Genomic DNA, 20,650 nt, shown 5'->3' with positions numbered 1-20,650 from the left:
GCCCCTTTTTGGCTTGCCCGCGCGGCTTTCATCGATCACCACGCCATGGCAAACCATACGCAAATCACGCTCAGATCCAAACGGGAACACCATCATGGCACGGCACTATTTCGGCACCGACGGCATTCGCGGGCGCACCAACGCAGGCGTGATGACGGCGGATATCGCGATGAAGGTTGGCCAGGCCGCCGGCACCCGCTTCCTGCGCGGCAAGCACCGCCATCGCGTGGTGATCGGCAAGGACACGCGCCTCTCCGGCTATATGCTGGAAAACGCCATGGTCGCGGGCTTCACCAGCGTGGGCATGGATGTCGTGCTGCTGGGCCCGATGCCCACCCCCGCCGTCGCGCTGCTCACCCGCGAATTGCGCGCTGACGTTGGCGTGATGATCTCGGCCAGCCACAACCCCTTCGAGGACAATGGCATCAAGCTGTTCGGCCCCGACGGCTTCAAGCTCTCCGACGCGGATGAGGAAGCCATCGAGGTGATGCTGGGCCAGAACCTCCCCTTGGCCGAAAGCGACCTGATCGGCCGCGCGCGCCGTATCGAGGACGCCCGTGGCCGCTATATCCACGCGGTGAAAGCTTCTGTGCCGCAGGATGTACGGCTGGATGGTCTGAAGATCGTGGTCGATTGCGCCAATGGCGCGGCCTATCAGGTGGCCCCGTCTGCCGTGTGGGAACTGGGCGCGGAGGTGATCACCATCGGCGTTCAGCCCAACGGCAAGAACATCAATCTGAAATGCGGCTCGACCCATCTCGATCTGGTGAAGGAAACCGTGGTGGCCAGCGGCGCGGACATCGGCATCGCACTGGATGGCGACGCGGACCGTCTGATCGTGGTCGATGAAAAGGGCCAGACCGTCGATGGCGACCAGCTTATGGCGCTGATCGGCACCCAGCTGGCCGCTCAGGGCGAGTTGCGCGGCGGCGGCGTGGTGGCCACGGTGATGTCCAACCTCGGGCTGGAGCGCTTCCTTGGCGGGCAAGGGTTGACGCTGGAACGCACCAAGGTGGGCGACCGCCATGTGCTGGAACGCATGCGCAGCGGCGGCTTCAATGTCGGCGGCGAGCAGTCCGGCCATATGATCATGCTCGATCACGCCACCACCGGCGATGGCACCATCGCCGCGCTGCAGGTGCTGACCGCTCTGGTGAAATCGGGCAAGCGCGCCAGCGAGTTGCTGCACCTCTTCGACCCCGTGCCGCAGCTGCTGAAGAACGTCCGCTTTTCGGGCGGCAAGCCGCTGGAGGCCGAGAAGGTGCAACTGGTCATCGCCGAGGCTGAATCGCAGCTGGCGGGCAAGGGCCGTCTGGTAATCCGCGCCAGCGGCACCGAACCAGTGATCCGCGTGATGGCCGAAGGCGATGACGCTGCCGAGGTCGAGCAGGTGGTGGATGCGATCTGTGATGCCGTTCGGGAAGCTGCAGCTTAAGGGGTGAAGGAGAAGATGCGAGGGGGGAGTCTTTGTTGGTCGCATCTCTCCAGAGAGATGCTTCGGGCCCTCGCGCTCCCATGACGTCTCCCGACGCACGGGCAGTGGCGCCGAATTCGAGCGCCTAAACTCTCCACCTGCGCCACCTGAAGCGCCGCAGGCAGTCATCCTTGACGATAGACCGCGCTGGCGATCTTCAAGCCTGCGGCGCAGCGACGTTGCGCTGAGGCTGAACCCTTGGCACTAACGCAGACATTCATGGGAGCGCGAGGGTGTAACACCCTCGCATTTCCTCTTCCTTCTTTCAGGACACCAAACCATGCTCGAAATGCGCCCAGATTGCGAGACATGCGGCACCCTCTTGCCCGCCGAGGCGCCGGGTGCCTTCATCTGCTCTTTCGAATGCACCTTCTGCGCCGAATGCGCCGAGGATCTCGACGAGCAATGCCCCAACTGCGAGGGCGAGCTGATGGACCGGCCCACCCGCGCGAAAAAACACCACGCCAAGCACCCGCCCAGCACCGTGAAGCACTTCAAGGGATGAGCAGCCCCGCGCGCATCCTGACGATTGCCGGATCGGACTGCTCGGGCGGGGCGGGTCTTCAGGCGGACCTCAAGACCATCATCATGCTGGGCGGCTATGGCATGAGCGCCATCACCGGCATCACCGTGCAGAACACCACCGGCGTCTTCGCGGTGGAGCCGCTTTCCGCCGAAACAGTCGGCGCGCAGGTGGATGCCTGCGTGGATGATATCGGCGTGGATGCGGTGAAGATCGGCATGCTGGGCAGCGCTGCCATCGCCCATGCCGTGGCGGACCGGCTGGAGAAGCTGGCCGTGCCCGTGGTGTTCGACCCGGTGATGGTCGCCACCAGCGGCGGCGTGCTGGCGGATGCGGCCACGCGTGAGGCTTTCGGGCGCCTGATGGCGCTGGCCACGCTGACCACGCCCAATGTGCCCGAACTGACCGCTCTGGGTGGGGCCGAGGCACTGGCGGGCATCCCCTTCCTCGCCAAGGGCGGGGACGCTGAGGGCGTGCTGGTGGAGGACCGGCTTTACCTGCCCGGTGCTGAACCGGTGGTCTGGCATTCAGAGCGCATCGAAACGCGCCATAGCCATGGCACGGGCTGCTCGCTGGCCAGCGCGATTGCCACAGGGTTAGGTCAGGGGCTCGATCTGGTTGCCGCCGTGGAGCGGGGGCGCAGGTTCGTGCGAGAGGCCCTGCTGGCCGCGCCGGGGTTTGGCGCGGGGCATGGGCCTTTGGGGCATGAGGCGGTGAAGGGGTTTTAAGACAAAAGGAAATGCGAGGGCCATCGCCCTCGCGCTCCCTTTAATGTCGGCGTTGGCGCCACGGGTTCGGCCTTGCGCCAAGTTTGCCGCGCCGCAGGCTTTCAAAAGACAGAAGGCGCCGAGGCATCACTGCCTGCGGCGCCTTTTGTTGTGCAGGTGGAGAGTTCGGGCGCTCCAATGCGGCACCGCTGCCCGTGCGCCGGAAGACGTCATGGGAGCGCGAGGGGGTAACCCCCTCGCACCTTATCTTTCTGAAAAACCCTCAATCCTCAACAGGCTGATAATTCACCCCATAGAAATCAGCGATATACTGCCAGGCATCCTCAGCGGTCTCCACCGGCGTGAACAGCTGCAGATCCTTACGGTTGATAACGCCCTCTTCCACCAGCGCGTCGAAATTGATCACCCGGTTCCAGAACTCCCCGCCGAACAGCAGGATGGGGATGGGCTTCATCTTGCCGGTCTGGATCAGCGTCAGCAGTTCGAAGAACTCATCGAAGGTGCCGAAGCCACCCGGGAACACCGCCACAGCGCGGGCACGGAGCAGGAAGTGCATCTTGCGCAGCGCGAAATAGTGGAACTGGAAGGCCAGACGCGGCGTCACATAGGGGTTGGGCGCCTGCTCATGCGGCAACACGATGTTCAGGCCGATCGTTTCCGCCCCCACTTCGGCGGCGCCACGGTTGGCCGCTTCCATGATCGAGGGGCCACCGCCCGAGCAGATCACGAATTGGCGCATGCCCTTTTCCACGATGGCAGCCTGGCTGGCGATGCGCGCCAGCTTGCGGGCTTCCTCATAGTAATGGGCGTTGGCGGCCAGTTTTTCGGCAGCGGCCTTTTCCTCCGGGGTGTTGGCGGCCTCGATACGGGCCTGCGCCTGCTCCGGCGTGGGGATGCGGGCCGAGCCGTAACACACCAGAGTCGAGCCGATCCCGGCCTCTTCCAGAAGCATTTCGGTCTTCAGCAGTTCCAGCTGGAAGCGGACGGGGCGCAGTTCCTCGCGCAGCAGGAAATCGGTGTCGCGGAAGGCCAGCTTGTAGGAGGGGCTCTGCGTCTGGGCGGTGTGGTGGCCATGCGATTCGACGAAGCCGGCTTCCTGCTCGGCCTTGTAGAAGCGGTCGTGGGTTACTTTTTCTTCTTCGGTCATCTGCTTGCCTTCGAACGTTCACACTCTTATCGGCCCAAAGCATGAAAAGCCGATGACCGGCCTGCCGGGAGCCCTGCGGAGGGTGGAAACGGCGCAGGAGCGATTCTGTTGCTCCATCCGCCAAAAAACGATCATAGTTGCCCTATTCGGCAAGCATTTCAAGAGAGAACGGCCAGCCAGCCGCTATTTCAGCCCCAGCTTCTGAAGCGCGCGCCAGGCATAGGCCTTGGCGCGATTCTGCGCGGGCCAGCGCCCCGGCAGCGCGGGCGAAAGACCCCAGCCGCGCAGCACGCCATTGAAGGCACGCGCCGCGCCCTCCTCATAGCTCCATTCCGAACGCCAGGTGATCGACAGCGACACCGAGGGCACCGGCCCGTTGCGCACGAAATGCGGCGCCATCACCGGCACCATCAGCCCCTGCCCCGGCGCCAGCGCGAAATCCTTGCCGCCGGGCAGCATCTCGTCACGCCAGCTCAATTCACGGCCGCCGCCGGTGTGATAGGCCTCGTGAATCTCGGCGGCGGCGTAGAAGGGATCGCCCGCCGGGAACTGGGTCATCACCTTGGTGCCGCGGATCTGCATCAGAATGTTGTGTTCGGGATCAAAGTGATAGGGCGTCACCGCATTGGGCGAGGACACGAAGACAAAGGCCTGAGGCGTATGGATCGCCCCGGTGCGCGGCTCGATGGCGGCGCGCAGCTCGTCGATCACCGACAGCAGCAGGGCGCGATAGGCCGGGTCCTGCTCGATAAAGGTCAGGGCGACCCAGCAGCCCGCCGTGTCGATCTGGCGGATGGCATCAGCCGCGCTGATCGACGGCACCGGCGGCTTGCCGGTCACGCCGATGGGCTGGGCGGCATAGGCATGTTCGATGTTCTTGGCGGGCAGACGTTCGGCCAGCTGCGCCAGCGCCTCCAGCTCCATCAGCGGATGGTCGCAAAGCTGATGCTCGATGATATGCGGCACTTCGGGATAGAGGCCCGCAAATGTCTCGACAGCATGGGGCGGCAGATGGCGCATAAAACCCGTTCCTGTGGCCTTCAGTCAAAACAAGGCGATAGCGGCCAGAACCGAAGGAACCCCTAACGCAAAAGCGCGCGACCGGCCTGCCGATCACGCGCCTTGAGCCAAGCCTGCGAGAAGCTCAGTCCTGCTTCTTCTTCCCGAAACGGCGGCGCGCGGCCACAGCGGCGACAGCACCGCCGAACAGCAGCAGCATCGGCGGCGCGGGCACCGGCGTGGGGCCATCGGGATGATGCGGATGCCAGCCGTGCCAGCCGCTGGTCGAGCCCGAGGTCGACGTGCTGGTGCTCGTGCTGGTCGAGCCCGAGGTGGAGCTGGAGGTCGACGTGCTGGTGCTGGTCGAGGTGGATGTCGAGGTCGAGGTCGACGTGGATGTCGAGGTGGACGACGACGTGCTGGTCGAACCGCTGGTCGAGCTGGAACCGCTGCTCGATCCCGAGGTCGAGCTGCTGCCCGAGGTCGAACCCGAGCCGGAACCGCCGCTGGTGGTCGTGGTGGTGGTCGTGGTCGAACCGCCATTGGTGCCGCTGCTGGTCACGACGACCGTGCCGCCGCCACCGCTGCTGCCGAAGAAGCCACCGAAGAAGCCGCCGCTCGACGAACCGCCATTGCTGACGACGCGCACGCGGTCCTCACCGCCGCCGCCAGGGCCGACATCGGGCGCGACCGGCACGAAATTGGCGGGCGGCAGGCCCGGAGGCGGCACCGGCACCATCGCCACCTGAGGCGGCGTGGGCGTGCAGCAGGGCTTGGCGCGCGGAGGCGTATGGACCACGTGGTGGACAGGCTTGTGAACCACCGTCTTGGGGTGCTTCACATACTGCGGCTTGCCGGCGGCCATCTTCTCGGCGACGTGAACGGCGCCGCCGCTCACCAGCGCGCCGCCGGCGATCACCATAGCCAGTTTTGCGATGCCCACTCGAACCGACATAGTCCAATTCCCACTGTTACCGGGCCACGATTGCCCCGGCGCCCACCCCTGGGCCCCATAGCGCGAAACCCTTGATGCTTGGTTTCTTGCCGAGGAACCCGTCAGAGGGCTCGCCTTAGCTTTCTACAAGCCCCAACCATCGCACGCAGACAACCTGATTCAAGCGTATGGGACTGTCCCGTTTCGGGATTTGGCAGTTTGGGGGAGCTTGGGCAAGCCTGATGTCCCGCTGCGGCACAGAGGATGGGGTGAGATGTTTACGGGGTAAGCCGTTTGCCGAACGGCCCCGCCAGCCCTCAGTCCTCGTCCGATTCGAAGAGTCCGGCCTGCGAGGACGGCGGGGTCATCCCCAGATGCTGCCACGCCCGGTCGTTCAGGCAGCGCCCGCGCGCGGTGCGCGCCACCATGCCGAGCTGGATGAGGTAGGGCTCGATCACCTCCTCGATGGTGTCGCGCGGTTCGGAAAGGCCAGCCGCCATGGTTTCCACGCCAACCGGGCCGCCCTTGTAGATCTCGGCAATCATCTGGAGATAGCGGCGGTCCTGCAGATCGAGGCCGAGGCTGTCGACCTCCAGCCGGGTCAGAGAGTCGTCGGCAATGGCCCGGGTGATGCTGGGGCTGCCCGCGACATGCGCGAAATCGCGCACGCGGCGCAGCAGGCGCCCGGCCACGCGCGGGGTGCCGCGTGAACGGCGGGCGATTTCGATGGCGCCCTCCTTTTCGATGCCGATGTTCATCAGGGCAGCGGCGCGGGTGATCACCCGCTCCAGCTCGGGCACGGTGTAGAATTGCAGGCGCACCGGGATACCGAAGCGATCGCGCAAAGGCGTTTGCAGCAGGCCCATGCGGGTGGTCGCGCCGATCAGCGTGAAGGGCGGCAGATCGATCCGCACCGAGCGCGCCGAAGGCCCCTCGCCGATCATCAGATCGAGCGCGCGGTCCTCCATGGCGGGGTACAGCACCTCTTCCACCGCCGGATTGAGGCGATGGATTTCATCGATGAAGAGGACATCGCCCTCCTCCAGATTGGTGAGCAGCGCGGCCAGATCGCCCGATTTGGCAATGACAGGCCCCGAGGTGGCGCGGAAATTGACGCCCAGCTCGCGCGCGATGATCTGCGCCAGCGTGGTCTTGCCCAGGCCGGGGGGGCCGAAGAACAGCGTGTGGTCCATCGCCTCGCCGCGCGATTTGGCGGATTCGATGAAGACGCGCAGATTGTCCTTGGCTGCCGCCTGCCCCACGAATTCGAGCAGCGATTTGGGGCGCAGCGCGGCGTCTGCATCCTCGATCTGACGATGGGCGGAGAGGAGAGGGTTGTCAGTCACGGGTCGATGCTCATGGATTTACGGTATAGCCCTGCTGCTGCAACAGCGCGCGGGCGGTCAGGGCGGAGAGCACCATTTTCACGCCGGGCAGCATATCGCTTTTGGCGATGCCCATGCCGGTGCCGCTCTGCCCGCAGAGATAGATGTCCACGCCATGCGCCAGCAATTGCGCCACGGCACGGGCATTGGGGTTGGGCTTACCACCTTGCTTGGCGCCGTAAAAAGCGTCCTTCGTCACATCGATCCCGGCAGGCCCATGCAGGATCAGCGCGACCTTGATGTTCGCCTCGGGCACGCCCGCCGCGACATGCATGTTGATGAAGCGCGCGGCGGTGTTGATCGTGGGGTTGATCTCGCCCGGCTTGCCCGCATCGCCCGTGTCCAGAATGACCTTGAAATGGGCATCGCGCGGGATCGGCATGTCAGAGACCACATCAGCCACCTTGCCGAAATCGAAGACCGGGCCGGTATGGAACTTGGGCAGATCCTGCGCCATCGCCGGGGTCGCGGCCAGACACAGAGCCAGAACAGGAAGGGTCAAGCGCATAAGGCGTGAGCTTTCGGTTGAAGGCAAAACGAGGATCACGGCACCTGCCGAAGCGCCACACGACGCACCAGCCGACGATAAGGCACAAAAAGCCCCGCGATCACCAAAGGCAAGGCCACAAACGCCAGTTGCCCGATGATCTGCCACGTCGTCGCCAGCGGGCATCCCGCCGGATCAAAATGACATTCGGGCTCACCAATCGAGAAAACACGCCAAAACCATACCCACAGGACCGGCGCTGCCGCCGCCCCATACAGGCCATAGGCCAGTATGCGCATCACCCGGCCGCCTTCTTCAGCGCCACGCGGATCAGCACGTTCAGCCCGGCATCCTCGCCCATCTCCTCAATGGCCCCCGCCACCGCCTGAGTCGCCACAGCTGGCTTGAAACCCAGATTCAGCAAGGCCGAAACCGCATCGACCCCGACATTGCCCTCCGGCACAGCGCCGCCAGACACCGCAACGCCGCCCGGCGAGGCAAAGGCCATGCCCCCCGCCTTGTCCTTCAGCTCATTGACGATGCGCGCCGCCAGCTTGGGCCCCACGCCATTGGCCCGCGCGACCATCGCGGAATCGCCATGCGCGCAGGCCTTCTGCAATTCCTCGACCGTGAGCGCGGACAAAATGGCCAGCGCCACCTTGCTGCCCACGCCCTGCACATGCGTCAGCAGGCGGAACCACGCCCGCTCGCCCGCGCTGGTGAAGCCGATCAGGCGCATGTCCGTCTCGCTCACCTGCATCTCGGTATGCGCGGTAACCTTGTCCCCCCGCACGCCAAAAGCCTGCAGCGTCCGCGCCGAGCAGAACACCATATAACCCACGCCATTGACGTCGATCACCGCCCAGTCAGGGCCGAAATCGTCGAGGATGCCTGTCAGTTTTGCGATCATGGCGCATGGCTAGCGGAAGTGGAACGATTTGGGAACATTTTTAAGGAGGGAGAAAGTGGAAATGCGAGGGTCATAACCCTCGCGCTCCCTTTACTGTCTGCGTTGTGCTTCGGGTTCGGCCTTGGAGCAACGTCGCCGCGCCGCAGGCTCTAACATCGCCAGCGCGGCCTATCGTTCAAGAGATGACCTGCCTGCGGCGCCAGCAGGTGGAGAGTTAGGGCGCAAGGATCGGGCACCACTGCCCCATCGCCGGAAGACGTCATGGGAGCGCGAGGGGGTAACCCCCTCGCATCTTACTTTCTTGAAACCCCTTACCGATGACTACCCAAATGATGCGCATGGGTAATCGCCACAGCCAGAGCATCCGCCGCGTCCTCGCCCTTCAGCTTCACCCCGGGCAGCAGCACGCCGAGCATGGCCTGCACCTGCCCCTTGGCCGCGCCTCCGGTGCCGACCAGCGCCTTCTTCACCACTTTCGACGGATATTCCGAAATCTGCAGCCCCGCCCGCGCCAGAGAGACCAGCGCCACCCCGCGCGCCTGCCCCAGCTTCAGCGTCGACTGCGGGTTCACGTTCACGAAGATCTCTTCCACCGCGCTGAAATCGGGCTGGTACTGGGCGATCACATCGGTGATCACGCGGTCCAGCTCCAGCAGACGCTCGGCCATGGGGGCCTGAATGTCGGTGCGCACTTGGCCATTGGCGACATGGCTGATGCGGCTGCCCGATTTGGCGATCACGCCCCAGCCGGTGACGGTGAGGCCGGGGTCAATTCCCAAGATAATCACAGCTTAAGTCCCCAGCGGGTGCCCCAATGCACCATGCCCAGATAAAGCCCGATGGTCAGCACGCATCCCAAGACCAAAGCAGGCCAGAAGCCCACGCCCTGCCGCAACAGCGCCGGGATCAGCAGAAACATCGGCAAGGACGGAATCACATACCAGAAGGTGGCCTGCGCATGGGCGGCCATGGCCTCTGCATCGGGGCGGGCGTGCCAGAGGAAGATCATCCCCAGCACGGACACCAGCGGCAAAGACGCGACAAGCGCGCCCATGGTGGGAGCGCGCTTGCCGATTTCCGCGATGGTGGCGATGATCGCCCCGGCCAGCAGGGCCTTGGCGATCATCTGCACCACGGGTGAGATCACCGGACCTTAGCCCAGCTGTTCCATCACCTCGTCGGGGATCTCGTAATTGCCCCAGACGGTCTGCACGTCGTCATCGTCGTCCAGCACGTCGATCAGCTTGAGCAGCGTGGTGGCGGTGTCGGCGTCGACAGTGGTCTTCAGCGTCGGGCGCCAGGCCAGCTTCACGCCCTCGGCTTCGCCAAGGACCTTTTCCAGCTCGCGCGCGACGGGGTGCAGCGAATCGACCGCGACCCAGATCTGGTGGCTGCCGGGGTTCTCGTCGCCGTCGCCCATATCGGATTCGACGTCTTCGGCGCCGGCTTCGATGGCGGCTTCGAGGACCTTGTCCTCATCGCCGACCTTGCCGGGGTACTCGATCAGGCCGAGGCGGTCGAAACCGTGCGACACCGCGCCCGAGGCACCAAGGTTGCCGCCGTTCTTGGCGAAAGCGGTGCGCACATTGGTGGCGGTACGGTTGCGGTTGTCGGTCAGCGCTTCCACGATGATCGCCACGCCGCCGGGGCCGTAACCCTCATAGCGCACTTCCTCGTAGTTCTCGCCGTCGCCCTTGCTCGCCTTGTCGATGGCGCGCTGGATGTTGTCCTTGGGCATGGACTGCGCCTTGGCCGCGTTGACGGCGGCGCGCAGGCGCGGGTTCATGTCCGGATCGGGCATGCCCATCTTGGCCGCGACGGTGATTTCGCGCGACAATTTCGAAAACTGCGCCGAACGCTTCTTATCCTGAGCGCCCTTGCGGTGCATGATGTTCTTGAATTTGGAATGGCCTGCCATGGTGTCCGCTTTGTCTTGCTTGAGGCTGTGGTTGCAAGCCCCCTAGCGAAACTGCGCCATAAGGGCAATCGGAAGCCGGTTTTCGGCTTCCTGTGGGCTAATCTGCCGTGCAGATTGCAAAGCGGCACCGGTTCACTTCTCCGGCCCGGTCACCCATCGACGGTATGTTCTGGGTGGCCGGGCCGGGGGAGTGGGCCGGTGCCGCACATCCGGCTGAAAGCCGGATGTCAAACTTACGAAATACCCAGAGCGTTCAGATACACTTCCAGGATCGCTTCCTGTTCCTTGCGGTCATCCGGCTTCATCTTGCGGATGCGGACCACCTGGCGCATCGCCTTGGGATCATAACCCGTGGCCTTGCCTTCCAGATAGACGTCCTTGATGTCGTCCTGAATGCCCTTCTTTTCCTCTTCGAGGCGCTCGATGCGCTCGATCAGCAGGCGCAGGCGGTCGTCGGCTGCCATTTCGGCCATGGTTCGTCTCCGTGAATCGTAGAATCAGTTGCGCCGTCCGATAGCCGCGCTCGCTCGGAACGAAAAGAGGCCATCAGGCGCAATCCCCAAGGATCGGCCTCTCACGCGCCTCAACCCGCCTCAATCCCGGGCGTTAAGCTTCAGGCTTTCCTCCATGCGGGCCAGTTGCTCCGGCGTGGCAGGGGTCTGGTAACGCTCTTTCCATTCCGCCGCGCTCATGCCGTGGATCGCCTCGCGAGCCTGCGCCTTATCCAGAGGGGCGCCTGCCTCCACGATCCAGTCGGCCAGACAGTTCCGGCAAAAACCGGCCAATCCCATGAGATCAATGTTCTGCGCATCATGGCGATGCCGCAAATGCCGCACGAGCCGACGAAAAGCGGCTGCGGCCTGGGCGTCACTCAGGGAATCCACTGGATCGGCCGTGTTTTCATTCGCATTCATATTCATGGCATTGATCCTTGGGTTTTCGCCGCGCCTTTGTCATGGACGGGCGTCACAAAGCCTATCACAACAGCGCAATAGTCAATCAACCGCCGGGAAGGAAATTTGAGCGTGTCTACGTCTCCCTCGCACAAGCTCGATCCGCGTGGCCGCAAGGTCAAGATTCTCGCGACTCTGGGCCCGGCCAGCCGCGACATCGACATGATCCGCAAGCTGATCCGCGCCGGTGCCGACGCTTTCCGCGTCAACATGAGCCACGGCGATCACCCCACCCACGCCCAGACCATCGCCAATGTGCGTGAGGCCGAGAAGGAGTTCGGTCGCCCGATCTCGATCCTCTGCGATCTGCAGGGCCCCAAGCTGCGCGTCGGCACCTTCAAGGATGGCCGCGCCGTGATCCGTCACTCGGGCCATTTCACGCTGGACCGCAACCCGGAGCCCGGCGATGAAAACCGCGTTTGCCTGCCCCATCCCGAGCTTTTCGGCATCCTGCGCAAGGGCCAGCGCCTGCTGATCGATGACGGCAAGCTCAAGCTGCGCGTCATCCGCGCCGATGAGAACGAGATCCTGTGCTCTGCCGATGTCGGCGGCGTCATCTCGGACCGCAAGGGTGTGAACGTGCCCGACGCCGTGGTGCCGATCCCCGCCCTGACCGAGAAGGACCGCCGCGATCTGGCCTTTGCCGTGGCGCAGAATGTCGACTGGATCGGCCTCTCCTTCGTGCAGCGCGCCGAGGACGTGGCCGAAGCCCGCAAGCTGATGGGTGGCCATGGCGCTCTGGTCGCCAAGATCGAGAAGCCCGCCGCCGTCGAGAGCTTGGACGAGATCATCAACCTGTCGGACGGCGTGATGGTCGCCCGCGGCGATCTGGGCGTCGAGCTGAACCCGGAGGAAGTGCCCCCGATCCAGAAGCTGATCGTGGAAACCACCCGCCGGAGCGGCAAGCCGGTGATCGTGGCCACGCAGATGCTCGAATCGATGATCGAGAGCCCCGCCCCCACCCGCGCCGAAGTGTCGGACGTGGCGAACGCGGTCTATGACGGTGCTGACGTGGTGATGCTCTCGGCCGAAACCGCCAGCGGCCAGTGGCCGGAAGAAGCGGTGACGATCATGCACCGCATCGCATCGCAGGTGGAAAAAGACGTCACCTACCGCCGCCGCATCCACATCGCCGAAATCGAGGCCGATCCCACCACCGCCGACGCTCTGGCCAAGGCCAGCGCCTCGATCGCGGAAACGGTGTCGATCGCGGGCATCGTGGTCTTCACCGCCAGCGGATCGACCGCGCGCCGTGTGGCCCGCGAACGCCCCGCCGCCCCCATGCTGGTGCTGACCCCCAGCCTGAAGACGGCACGCAAGGCGGCCCTGCTGTGGGGCGCTCACGCCGTCCACACCAAGGACATCGGCAGCTTCGAGGAGATGATCGCCAAGGGCAAGCGCATGGCCCTGCGCCATGGCTTCGGCGAGGCCGGCGCCAAGCTGATCGCGCTGGCGGGCGTTCCCTTCGGCACGCCGGGCGCCACCAACCTGCTCCATGTGGTGACTCTGGCCGGCAACGAGCTGGAAAAGCACGAGGGCTAAGCGGACAGGGCGAGAGCGCGGCCCCGCGCTCTCGCCCGCGCAGCCGTGCAGCCGTGCAGCCGTGCAGCCGCGCAACAATACCCAAGGCAAACAGCCTTGCTCCGCAATCCTCTTGCATGATGACAATCGCGTGATACCCTCCTCCTAACCCGCCTTTCGGGGGGAGAGGATAAAACATGATCATCAGCACGCGCGCCCGGGGGGCCGCTCTTGCAGCCGTAACCTTCTTGTGCGCAGCCCCGCTCGCGGCAGCTTTGCCGACCATTGTGCGGGCCGATAATCCGGTGCAGGCCGCTGTTGGGCTCGTCGCCCCCATCGTGAACCGCACTCACACCACCCAGGCAACCTACGCCGTCTACTACTGGAACCGCCTGACGCCCCAACGCGGCGAGGCCTCCGAGGAATGGTCGGCGGAATTCAACCGCGGCAACTGGCACCGCGTGGAAACCCCGCGTGACCGCATGATCGCGGATTGCCAGGCCATGCGCGGAATCGATCTCTCGCTGGAAACCGGGCAGATCGTCTCCGGCCCCGCCATCGCCAAGGCCGCCTGCGGCATCAACGCCAACCGCCCGGTGCGCCAGTCGGAATATCTCGGTCGGATCGACGGGCACCTCGGCGTCTTCGACCGCGTGCGCCTGACCGATGCCAGCGATATCCGCACCTATGACGTCTCGGGCGATGGTGTGATTCTGGGCGTGACCTACGCCAATGTCGATCAGCCCGGCGCCGTGACACTGACCATGACCTCGACCGGGCTGGATCATGCCTTGCCGGATAGCGATATGTTCAGCCCGGAATCGCTGGGGCGCAGTGTGGTGCCGGAGAAGTTTAAAGCGGCGCCGAAGTAAGCAGGAAAAAGGTGAATGCGAGGGTGTTACACCCTCGCGCTCCCTTTAATGTCTGCGTTGCGCGTCGGGTTCGGCCTTGCGCCCAGATTGCCGCGCCGCAGGCAGCATCCCTGTTCAGTGCTTGCAGATTTAGAGCCTGCGGCGCCTTAGCTCGTGCAAGTGGAGAGGCAGGGCGCTCCAATTCGGCGCCACTGCCTTTGCGTCGGAAGACGTTATGGGAGCGCGAGGGGGTAACCCCCTCGCTTTTTCCTCTTATGCCTTCAACAACTTGACGGCCTCAGCCAAAGCCTGATGGCACCGCCCCAGATCCTCTTCGGAAATGCAGTAAGGCGGCATCAGATAGGCGGTGTTCCCCAGAGGGCGGATCAACAGCCCGGCCTCACGGAAAAACGCCAGCAGGCGCGGCTGGAGCGAGGACAGATAGCCCGCGCCCTCCACCACATAGTCCAGCGCCAGAATCGTGCCGCAGGTGCGGGCGTTGGCGATGCCCTCCACCTGCGCCAGCATCGCCGCTCCCGCAGCTTGGCGCTCGGCCAGCAAAGCGATCCGTTCCCGCACCGGCTCCTCGCGCCAGATCGCCAGATTGGCACAGGCGGCAGAGCAGGCGATGGGGTTCGCGGTGTAGCTGGAGGAGTGGTAGAAGGTTTTCGCGCGGTCAGTGGAGTAGTGCGACTGGTAGATCGCCTCGCTGGCCAGCGTGACGGCCAGCGGCATGGAACCGCCGGTCAGGCCCTTGGCGAGGCAGAGGATATCGGGCGCGACACCGGCCTGCTCACAGGCGAGGAAAGTGCCGGTGCGACCCCAGCCTGTCATCACTTCATCGGCGATCAGCAACACGCCATGCGCGGCGCAGATGCGGGCCATTTCGGCAAGGACATGCGGCGGATAGAACAGCATGCCGCCCGCGCCGAGGATCAGGGGCTCAAGGATGAAGGCGGCGGCGTTCGCGCGGCATTCGCGTTCCAGCGCATCATAGGTCGCCTGTTCGGCGCCGGGGTGCGGGTAGGGAATGACGCCCACGTCGAAGAGCAGCGGGGCATAGGCGGCATTGTAGACGCCGCGCTCGCCCACGCTCATCGCGCCGATGGTGTCGCCGTGATAGGAGTGCTGCATCACAAGGATGCGGTGGCGATTTTCTCCACGATGCGACCAGTGGCCCAGCGCCATTTTCAGCGCCACTTCCACGCAGGTGGAGCCGGAGTCCGAGAAGAACACATAGGGCAAAGCGCCCTCACCCACGGCTTTGCCGACCATCTCGACCAGCCCTTCGGCCACGGTCTGCGCGGGCTGGTGAGTCCATCCGGCGAAGATCAGCTGATCCAGCTTCTGCGCCTGTTCGCCAATAGCGGCGGCGATACGGGGATGGGCGTGGCCATGCGTTGTCACCCACCAGCTGGAGATGGCATCGACCACGCGCTTGCCATCCGCCGTAAACAGGCTGGCGCCTTCGGCATGGGTGACCAGCGGGATCGGCTCGTTCAACCCGTGCTGGGTGAAGGGGTGCCAGATGGGGGAGTTGGTCACAGTGTCCAGTCCTTGAAGCCTTCATCGAAGGCCTGCGCCAGAGATTGCGCCGTTACCTCGGCCAGCAGCGGCAGGCGGCCCAGACGGGGCACGCCCGACAGCGCCGGGATCACCGCCTCGTTTTCATCATGCGGCTCACCCACGAAGGCGATGCCGGTGATGGCCACCTTGCGGGCGCGCAGGGCCTCGATGGTGAGCAGCGTGTGATTGATGGTGCCAAGGCCGGTGCGGGCCACCACCACCACCGGCAGCGCCCAGCGCGCGAAGAGATCGGCATAGAGCAGCCCATCGCCTTCGGGTGGGGCGATCAGCGGCACCAGAGCGCCGCCCGCGCCCTCCACCACCAGCGGGCCATCACCTTCGGGCAGGGTCAGCCTGGCAGGATCGAGCTTCACCTTATCGATCCGCGCCGCCAGATGCGGCGAGGCCGGGGTGATCAGGCGATAGGCTTCGGGAAGGATCAATGCGCCGGGGGCGAGTTCGGTCAGAGCCTCGCTGTCGGTCACTTCCTCAATGCCGGCCTGTACGGGCTTCCAGTAGCGGGCCTTGCCATATTTGCGCTGCAGGGCGCCGGTGAGCGCAGCGGAGAAGACGGTCTTGCCGATGCCGGTGTCGGTGCCGGTCACGATGTAAGCACTCATGCCAGAGCTTTCTTCAGCGCATCGGCCAGCGCGGCAATCTGCTCGGGCGCGGCGTTGCGGGTGATGACGATACGCAGGCGCGCGGTACCCTCGGGGACGGTGGGAGGGCGAATGCCGCGCACATCGAAACCGGCCTCTTGCAGGTGGTTGGCCACAGCCATGGCCCGTTTGTCGGTGCCAAGGATCAGCGGCATGATCGGTGTGCCATGGCTCCGAGCGCCCAGCGGGGTCAGCAGGGTTTCGGCTTGGGCAATCCGCGCGCGCAGATCCTCGCGCAGATCCTCGGCCTGCTCGCAAAGCTTCAGGCTGGCCCGCCCGATCGCGGCATTGAGCGGCGAGGGCGCGGTGGAAAAGATAAAGCCGCGCGCCCGGTTGACCAGAAAGTCGCGCATCACGCGCGGGCCTGCCAGCAGTGCGCCTTCACAGCCCAGTGCCTTGCCCAGCGTGTGCAGCGTGATGATGCGTTCGCGCGAGGGCAGCGCCGCCACCAACCCGCGACCGCCGGGGCCGAGGATGCCGGTGGCATGCGCCTCATCCACCACCATCAGCGCATCATGGCGTTCGGCCACGGCCAGCAGCGCGGGCAGAGGCGCGATATCACCATCCATCGAGTAAAGCGATTCGACCACGATCCATGCCCGGCCTGTGCCGCCTTGCGCGCGCCATGCGGTGATGGCGGCATCGAAGGCATCGGCACCGCCATGGGCCACCAGCGTAAAGCCCGCCCGGGTCAAACGCAGGCCTTCGTGGCAGCTGGCGTGGATCAGTTCGTCGGCAAAGATATGGTCGCCGCGCTGGGGCATGGTGGCCAGCAGCGCGGAATTGGCGGTGTAGCCGGTGGGCAGGAAAAGCGCGGATTCGCTGCCGAAGAAATGCGCGGCATCTTCTTCCAGTGCCTCATGTTCGGCATGGTTGCCGCGCAGCAGCCGCGATCCCGCCGAGCCGACCGGCACGCCGCGATCGAGCGCTTCGCGAGCAGCGTCCGTCAGCAGGCCGCTCTCGGCCAATCCAAGGTAATCGTTGGAAGCGAAATCCACCCCCGCACGCGGGCTGAGCTTGCGCAGCCTGTCACGCGCGGCAAGTGCCGCCAGATCCTGTTCCTGAGCCCCCAGCAGGCCGCCCCCTCCCCCATTCTTTGGAGCGGCGCCCGCCGGGCCGCTCATCCCCGAGCCCCGAACAGCGCCGAACCGACGCGGATATGGCTGGCGCCCAGCTGGATCGCGGTTTCGAAATCGCCACTCATGCCCATGGAGAGGCCGCCCTGAGGCGTGCCTGTCAGCCCATGGTCATCCGCCAGCTTGGCCAGCAGGGCGAAGAAGGGCGCGGCCTCGATATCGGCGGGCGGCACGCACATCAGGCCCGCCAGCGGCAGATCGAGCTTGTTTGCATGCTCCAGCAGAGCGCCCAGTTCGGCGATGGCGACGCCGCCCTTCTGCTCCTCGGCACCGATGTTGACCTGAATGAAGCAGGGGATGCGGCGGCCGGTCTTGTCCATCGCCTTGGCCAGCGCATCGGCCAGGCTGATGCGGTCCAGCGCATGGATGGCATCGAACAGGCTCACGGCTTCCTCGGCCTTGTTCGACTGCAACTGGCCGACCAGATGCAGCGCCAGATCGGGCGTGGCCTCACGCAGGGCGGGCCATTTGGCAGCGGCTTCCTGCACGCGATTCTCGCCAAAGACGCGCTGGCCAGCGGCGATCAGCGGAGTAATCGCCTCGGCAGAATGAGTCTTCGAAATGGCGATCAGCGTCACATCGGCGGCTTTGCGATGGGCGATATGGGCAGCGGCGTCGATACGGGCGCGGATGTCGTCCAGCGCGGGATGAGTCTGTGGCACGGTCATGGCCGCGTGCTATAGCGCCGCGATGCGCCAATGCCAGCCCCTTGCGCCTTTCGTCGTGCCTCGCCGGTCTTTGCCCTCGCTATGGCTGGTGAGCGATGCCCGCAACGATGCCATGCTGGAATGCGCCATCACGCGGCTCCCTCGCGGCAGCGGGCTGATCTTTCGCCATTACCATCTGGATGAGCCGCAGCGGCGCGCACGTTTTGCAGCCCTGGCGCGGATGATCCGGGCGCGTGGCGGACTGGCCGTGCTGGCCGGATCGATGGCGCAGGCCCGACGCTGGGGGGCGGATGGCGCCTATGGTTCGGCAAGGTTGATCCGCCCCGGAGGGCGCGGGCTGAGGCTGATGACGGCGCATGATCTGGGCGAAATCGGGCTGGCGCGACAGGCGCGCGCGGATGGGCTGCTGCTGTCTCCCGCTTTTGCCACACGCAGCCACCCCGGCGCTCCGGCTCTGGGTGTGCTGCGCTGGCGAATGCTGGCGGCGCGGGCCACGGCGCCGGTGATCGCGCTGGGGGGGATGTCCGAGCGTCATGCTCGGCGTCTGGCTGTGGCGCGTTGGGCCGCCATCGATGGGCTCGTTCAGCTCGCATGTGCGACTTGAATTCCGTCGCACAGCTTTTTCATTTTTCCTGTTGACGCCCGGAAAGCATGGGGTTAGAGGCCGCCTCCACCGAGACACACTGCCCTGTCGTCTAATGGTAAGACTGCGGATTCTGATTCCGTCAATCGAGGTTCGAATCCTTGCAGGGCATCCATCTCCTTCCCCTACATCGCTGACAAAGCTTGGCCACCAAAGGCTGATGTCTTGGTCGTTTGCGTGCGTCAGGCACGCAATATGCGGTTCAGGAAACGGGTGAGCGGGCGCTCCACCCAGCGCCAGGCCAGCCACGCCGTGCCAGCGCACATCAGGCAACTGACAGCGATCAACGACCATAGCAGCGCCTCTCTCCCTCCTGCCACCCGCGTCAGGACGACAGCGATGGCCCCCAGCAGGAAGCTATGCGTCAGATACATGCTGTAAGAGGCGTCACCGAAGGCTCGGGCGATCAGGGCAAAGCCCTTGTGCTTGTGGCCGTGGCCCTCCAGCAAGGCCGTCAGCGCCAAGGCCAGCGCCACGAACACCACACCGATCGCGGTGACATCGGCAGCGCCGAAACGGATGCCCAAACCCACCGGGAGCAAGGCTGCCGCACATAGAACCGCGTCCGTCACCGGCAACCGCAGCGTTCCGAAAGCAAAGCGCACCGCTCCGATGGCCATGCCGACGATAAAATAGAGCAGCACCGGTCTGGTGAAATAATAGAGCGGCACAGGCTGCCCGGTGATCGGCATCGGCGCCGCGATCTGAGTGCCCACCAGCACCAGAGCGATCAGGGCAAGGATGGCGCTGGTCAGCCCGATCCCCCGGCGCATGGTGATCCCCAGCGCAAAGAGAAGGTAAAAGAACATCTCGTAATCGAGCGTCCAGCCCAAGCCATAGACCGGCTGAGTCAGGCCGTGCTGATCGATATAGGGAATGAACAGGAACGACTTCACCACTGCCGGAAGCATGATGTCAGGCGCCGTGGCATTGGTGCTGAAGCGGTAGGTCGCATAGGAAAAGGCGATCATCAGCAGCGAGGTGAGATAATAGATCGGCGCCACGCGCAAAAAGCGGCGCAGCAGGAAACGCTGCCCGGCGCCGGGACGGGCGAACTCATCCGCCGTGGTGTAGACCATGATGAAGCCGCTGATCGCGAAGAAGGTGCCGACGCCGATCTGGCCGAAGGACCATATCCACTCCGGCAGAACCTGAGGGAACGCGCCTCGCTTGATCAGGCGATCCAGCAGATGCACAACCACCACGAGGCAGGCGGCCACGCCCCTGAGCCACTGGACCGGCACGATGACCGACTTGTGAGCATGGGTTACCCCCTCTCGCGTCGTCATCTGCGCCTGTCCGTGCATGCTGAGCTGTCTTTCTGCTGCCTTTTTAGAGCTTCCAGTCGATCGGCGTGCTGCCGTGGCGTTCCAGGAAGGCATTGGTCTTGCTGAAATGGCCGCAACCCAGAAAGCCACGATGCGCCGACAGGGGGCTGGGATGAGGCGCTGTGAGGACCAGATGGTGCTCCTTGTGCAGATCAGCGACCCGGGCCGCCTTCTTCTGCGCATGGCTGCCCCAGAGCAGGAACACGCAAGGGGTAGGCTGCGCTGCCACGGCGGCGACCACAGCGTCTGTAATGGCTTCCCAGCCCATATTCTGATGGGAGCCGGCCTGCCCTTCCTCCACCGTCAGCACATTGTTGAGCAGCAGAACGCCCTGCTCCGCCCAACGGGTCAGATTGCCGTTCCGGGGGATCGGCAAATCCAGATCCCTCTGCTGTTCCTTGAAGATGTTCACCAAGGAAGGTGGGATTCGCACCCCTTCTTTAACCGAGAAGGACAGGCCATGAGCCTGACCGGCGCCATGATAGGGGTCTTGCCCCAGGATCACGACACGCACATGTTCGGGAGGGGTCAGGGCAAGAGCAGTCAGGCGCTCACCACGAGGGGGGAAGATATGCTTTCCAGCCTCTTCCTCTGCTTTGAGAAAGCCGCCCAGTCGCCTTGATTCCGGCCTGGCCAGCACGTCGGACAGAATGGGGCGCCAGGAGGGAGGAACTCCTTCATGGACTGCCATTCTATCCTCCGCTGTCACCTGTGCCATGGGTATGGCATGTCGTATAATGACAGCTTTATCAATCACCTTGGCAGGGGATTGAGGGATTTATCGGCATATGAAGGAAAGGCCCCTTCCAGAGGGGCGAAT

Annotated in this window: 24 protein-coding genes and 1 tRNA gene; 7 read left to right on the top strand and 18 right to left on the bottom strand. The window is 64.7% G+C overall.

The window, feature by feature from the left end:
• Positions 1–94 precede the first annotated feature (94 nt).
• From glmM to thiD, 3 genes are all read left to right on the top strand, one after another.
• Positions 95–1,435, top strand: a complete 1,341-nt coding sequence (gene glmM / locus HGK27_RS00125) for a phosphoglucosamine mutase (RefSeq protein WP_206237775.1) — start codon at positions 95–97, stop codon at positions 1,433–1,435.
• A 319-nt stretch (positions 1,436–1,754) separates the two neighbouring features.
• Positions 1,755–1,979: a DUF1272 domain-containing protein gene (locus HGK27_RS00120; protein WP_206237773.1), complete on the top strand. Its 225-nt coding sequence runs from the start codon at positions 1,755–1,757 to the stop codon at positions 1,977–1,979.
• Positions 1,976–2,725 (top strand): bifunctional hydroxymethylpyrimidine kinase/phosphomethylpyrimidine kinase, encoded by a 750-nt coding sequence (gene thiD / locus HGK27_RS00115; RefSeq protein WP_206237771.1) that lies wholly within the window; start codon positions 1,976–1,978, stop codon positions 2,723–2,725. Before HGK27_RS00120 ends, thiD begins: the two co-directional genes overlap by 4 nt.
• A 262-nt stretch (positions 2,726–2,987) precedes the next feature.
• Here thiD and HGK27_RS00110 read toward each other — a convergent pair whose 3' ends face one another.
• The 12 genes from HGK27_RS00110 to HGK27_RS00055 all read right to left on the bottom strand — a co-directional run bounded on the left by HGK27_RS00110 (position 2,988) and on the right by HGK27_RS00055 (position 11,419).
• The gene (locus HGK27_RS00110; RefSeq protein ID WP_206237770.1) at positions 2,988–3,872 is read right to left on the bottom strand and encodes an LOG family protein; all 885 of its coding nucleotides are present in this window, start codon (positions 3,870–3,872) and stop codon (positions 2,988–2,990) included.
• Between the two features lie 183 nt (positions 3,873–4,055).
• Positions 4,056–4,892: a cupin domain-containing protein gene (locus HGK27_RS00105; RefSeq protein ID WP_206237768.1), complete on the bottom strand. Its 837-nt coding sequence runs from the start codon at positions 4,890–4,892 to the stop codon at positions 4,056–4,058.
• 124 nt (positions 4,893–5,016) lie between these two features.
• Positions 5,017–5,826, bottom strand: a complete 810-nt coding sequence (locus HGK27_RS00100; protein WP_206237766.1) for a PEP-CTERM sorting domain-containing protein — start codon at positions 5,824–5,826, stop codon at positions 5,017–5,019.
• Between the two features lie 296 nt (positions 5,827–6,122).
• Entirely contained in the window at positions 6,123–7,151 is a 1,029-nt protein-coding gene (gene ruvB / locus HGK27_RS00095) for a Holliday junction branch migration DNA helicase RuvB (RefSeq protein WP_206237765.1), read from the bottom strand.
• A 10-nt stretch (positions 7,152–7,161) separates the two neighbouring features.
• The gene (locus HGK27_RS00090) at positions 7,162–7,698 is read right to left on the bottom strand and encodes a DsrE family protein (RefSeq protein WP_206237763.1); all 537 of its coding nucleotides are present in this window, start codon (positions 7,696–7,698) and stop codon (positions 7,162–7,164) included.
• 35 nt (positions 7,699–7,733) lie between these two features.
• A complete protein-coding gene (locus tag HGK27_RS00085; protein WP_206237761.1) occupies positions 7,734–7,976 on the bottom strand; it encodes a hypothetical protein in 243 nt (80 codons plus the stop codon).
• Positions 7,976–8,587 (bottom strand): Holliday junction branch migration protein RuvA, encoded by a 612-nt coding sequence (gene ruvA / locus HGK27_RS00080; protein WP_206237759.1) that lies wholly within the window; start codon positions 8,585–8,587, stop codon positions 7,976–7,978. The genes HGK27_RS00085 and ruvA overlap by 1 nt, the downstream gene beginning before the upstream one ends.
• A gap of 311 nt (positions 8,588–8,898) precedes the next feature.
• A complete protein-coding gene (ruvC, locus tag HGK27_RS00075; protein WP_206237757.1) occupies positions 8,899–9,375 on the bottom strand; it encodes a crossover junction endodeoxyribonuclease RuvC in 477 nt (158 codons plus the stop codon).
• A complete protein-coding gene (locus HGK27_RS00070) occupies positions 9,372–9,722 on the bottom strand; it encodes a DUF3147 family protein (RefSeq protein WP_206242593.1) in 351 nt (116 codons plus the stop codon). The genes ruvC and HGK27_RS00070 overlap by 4 nt, the downstream gene beginning before the upstream one ends.
• Positions 9,723–9,740: 18 nt before the next feature.
• The gene (locus HGK27_RS00065) at positions 9,741–10,505 is read right to left on the bottom strand and encodes a YebC/PmpR family DNA-binding transcriptional regulator (protein ID WP_206237755.1); all 765 of its coding nucleotides are present in this window, start codon (positions 10,503–10,505) and stop codon (positions 9,741–9,743) included.
• Between the two features lie 233 nt (positions 10,506–10,738).
• Entirely contained in the window at positions 10,739–10,978 is a 240-nt protein-coding gene (locus HGK27_RS00060) for a DUF2312 domain-containing protein (RefSeq protein WP_206237752.1), read from the bottom strand.
• A 120-nt stretch (positions 10,979–11,098) separates the two neighbouring features.
• Positions 11,099–11,419: a DUF1244 domain-containing protein gene (locus HGK27_RS00055; protein WP_206242591.1), complete on the bottom strand. Its 321-nt coding sequence runs from the start codon at positions 11,417–11,419 to the stop codon at positions 11,099–11,101.
• A gap of 111 nt (positions 11,420–11,530) precedes the next feature.
• On the opposite strand from HGK27_RS00055, the gene pyk reads away from it, so the two are divergent.
• Positions 11,531–13,000, top strand: coding sequence for a pyruvate kinase (pyk, locus tag HGK27_RS00050; RefSeq protein ID WP_241126707.1), 1,470 nt, complete (start codon positions 11,531–11,533; stop codon positions 12,998–13,000).
• A 176-nt stretch (positions 13,001–13,176) separates the two neighbouring features.
• On the top strand, positions 13,177–13,851 hold the full coding sequence (locus tag HGK27_RS00045) for a hypothetical protein (protein ID WP_206237748.1): 675 nt from the start codon (positions 13,177–13,179) through the stop codon (positions 13,849–13,851).
• Positions 13,852–14,103: 252 nt separating this feature from the next.
• On the opposite strand, the gene HGK27_RS00040 is transcribed toward HGK27_RS00045, so the two are convergent.
• Genes HGK27_RS00040 through HGK27_RS00025 form a run of 4 tightly spaced genes read right to left on the bottom strand, consistent with a single transcriptional unit; the run spans position 14,104 to position 17,859 of the window.
• Complete coding sequence (locus HGK27_RS00040) at positions 14,104–15,375, bottom strand: adenosylmethionine--8-amino-7-oxononanoate transaminase (protein ID WP_206237746.1); 1,272 nt, start codon at positions 15,373–15,375, stop codon at positions 14,104–14,106.
• The gene (gene bioD / locus HGK27_RS00035) at positions 15,372–16,016 is read right to left on the bottom strand and encodes a dethiobiotin synthase (protein ID WP_206237743.1); all 645 of its coding nucleotides are present in this window, start codon (positions 16,014–16,016) and stop codon (positions 15,372–15,374) included. The genes HGK27_RS00040 and bioD overlap by 4 nt, the downstream gene beginning before the upstream one ends.
• Positions 16,013–17,179: an 8-amino-7-oxononanoate synthase gene (locus HGK27_RS00030; RefSeq protein WP_206237742.1), complete on the bottom strand. Its 1,167-nt coding sequence runs from the start codon at positions 17,177–17,179 to the stop codon at positions 16,013–16,015. Before HGK27_RS00030 ends, bioD begins: the two co-directional genes overlap by 4 nt.
• The gene (locus tag HGK27_RS00025; protein ID WP_206237740.1) at positions 17,176–17,859 is read right to left on the bottom strand and encodes a YggS family pyridoxal phosphate-dependent enzyme; all 684 of its coding nucleotides are present in this window, start codon (positions 17,857–17,859) and stop codon (positions 17,176–17,178) included. The genes HGK27_RS00030 and HGK27_RS00025 overlap by 4 nt, the downstream gene beginning before the upstream one ends.
• Here HGK27_RS00025 and HGK27_RS00020 point away from each other — a divergent pair.
• Positions 17,858–18,463 carry a thiamine phosphate synthase gene (locus HGK27_RS00020; RefSeq protein ID WP_206237738.1) on the top strand — a complete coding sequence of 202 codons (606 nt, stop codon included), beginning with the start codon at positions 17,858–17,860 and terminating at the stop codon, positions 18,461–18,463. The genes HGK27_RS00025 and HGK27_RS00020 overlap by 2 nt on opposite strands.
• 80 nt (positions 18,464–18,543) lie before the next feature.
• Positions 18,544–18,617: transfer RNA gene (locus HGK27_RS00015), tRNA-Gln, on the top strand.
• 67 nt (positions 18,618–18,684) lie between these two features.
• Here HGK27_RS00015 and HGK27_RS00010 read toward each other — a convergent pair.
• Complete coding sequence (locus HGK27_RS00010; RefSeq protein ID WP_206237736.1) at positions 18,685–19,791, bottom strand: acyltransferase family protein; 1,107 nt, start codon at positions 19,789–19,791, stop codon at positions 18,685–18,687.
• A 43-nt stretch (positions 19,792–19,834) separates the two neighbouring features.
• Positions 19,835–20,521 carry a uracil-DNA glycosylase gene (gene ung / locus HGK27_RS00005; RefSeq protein ID WP_206237733.1) on the bottom strand — a complete coding sequence of 229 codons (687 nt, stop codon included), beginning with the start codon at positions 20,519–20,521 and terminating at the stop codon, positions 19,835–19,837.
• Between the last annotated feature and the right edge of the window lie 129 nt (positions 20,522–20,650).

Origin of the sequence: Novosphingobium terrae (genome assembly GCF_017163935.1) — a bacterium.
GTDB classification, from domain to species: domain Bacteria; phylum Pseudomonadota; class Alphaproteobacteria; order Sphingomonadales; family Sphingomonadaceae; genus Novosphingobium; species Novosphingobium terrae.
The sequence above is the reverse complement of the archived record's forward strand: the minus strand, read 5'-3'. Positions and strand labels throughout refer to the sequence as shown.

What these genes read in the sequence shown, in the direction of transcription:
- HGK27_RS00045 (WP_206237748.1), top strand. Translation starts at nt 13,177, where the DNA reads ATGATCATCAGCACGCGCGCCCGGGGGGCCGCTCTTGCAGCCGTAACC.
- ruvA (WP_206237759.1), bottom strand. Translation starts at nt 8,587, where the DNA reads ATGATCGCAAAACTGACAGGCATCCTCGACGATTTCGGCCCTGACTGG.
- HGK27_RS00120 (WP_206237773.1), top strand. Translation starts at nt 1,755, where the DNA reads ATGCTCGAAATGCGCCCAGATTGCGAGACATGCGGCACCCTCTTGCCC.
- HGK27_RS00030 (WP_206237742.1), bottom strand. Translation starts at nt 17,179, where the DNA reads ATGAGCGGCCCGGCGGGCGCCGCTCCAAAGAATGGGGGAGGGGGCGGC.
- HGK27_RS00090 (WP_206237763.1), bottom strand. Translation starts at nt 7,698, where the DNA reads ATGCGCTTGACCCTTCCTGTTCTGGCTCTGTGTCTGGCCGCGACCCCG.
- HGK27_RS00105 (WP_206237768.1), bottom strand. Translation starts at nt 4,892, where the DNA reads ATGCGCCATCTGCCGCCCCATGCTGTCGAGACATTTGCGGGCCTCTAT.
- HGK27_RS00010 (WP_206237736.1), bottom strand. Translation starts at nt 19,791, where the DNA reads ATGACGACGCGAGAGGGGGTAACCCATGCTCACAAGTCGGTCATCGTG.
- HGK27_RS00055 (WP_206242591.1), bottom strand. Translation starts at nt 11,419, where the DNA reads ATGAATGCGAATGAAAACACGGCCGATCCAGTGGATTCCCTGAGTGAC.
- glmM (WP_206237775.1), top strand. Translation starts at nt 95, where the DNA reads ATGGCACGGCACTATTTCGGCACCGACGGCATTCGCGGGCGCACCAAC.
- HGK27_RS00085 (WP_206237761.1), bottom strand. Translation starts at nt 7,976, where the DNA reads ATGCGCATACTGGCCTATGGCCTGTATGGGGCGGCGGCAGCGCCGGTC.
- HGK27_RS00100 (WP_206237766.1), bottom strand. Translation starts at nt 5,826, where the DNA reads ATGTCGGTTCGAGTGGGCATCGCAAAACTGGCTATGGTGATCGCCGGC.
- HGK27_RS00110 (WP_206237770.1), bottom strand. Translation starts at nt 3,872, where the DNA reads ATGACCGAAGAAGAAAAAGTAACCCACGACCGCTTCTACAAGGCCGAG.
- ung (WP_206237733.1), bottom strand. Translation starts at nt 20,521, where the DNA reads ATGGCAGTCCATGAAGGAGTTCCTCCCTCCTGGCGCCCCATTCTGTCC.
- HGK27_RS00020 (WP_206237738.1), top strand. Translation starts at nt 17,858, where the DNA reads ATGGCCGCGTGCTATAGCGCCGCGATGCGCCAATGCCAGCCCCTTGCG.
- bioD (WP_206237743.1), bottom strand. Translation starts at nt 16,016, where the DNA reads ATGAGTGCTTACATCGTGACCGGCACCGACACCGGCATCGGCAAGACC.
- thiD (WP_206237771.1), top strand. Translation starts at nt 1,976, where the DNA reads ATGAGCAGCCCCGCGCGCATCCTGACGATTGCCGGATCGGACTGCTCG.
- HGK27_RS00025 (WP_206237740.1), bottom strand. Translation starts at nt 17,859, where the DNA reads ATGACCGTGCCACAGACTCATCCCGCGCTGGACGACATCCGCGCCCGT.
- HGK27_RS00060 (WP_206237752.1), bottom strand. Translation starts at nt 10,978, where the DNA reads ATGGCCGAAATGGCAGCCGACGACCGCCTGCGCCTGCTGATCGAGCGC.
- HGK27_RS00065 (WP_206237755.1), bottom strand. Translation starts at nt 10,505, where the DNA reads ATGGCAGGCCATTCCAAATTCAAGAACATCATGCACCGCAAGGGCGCT.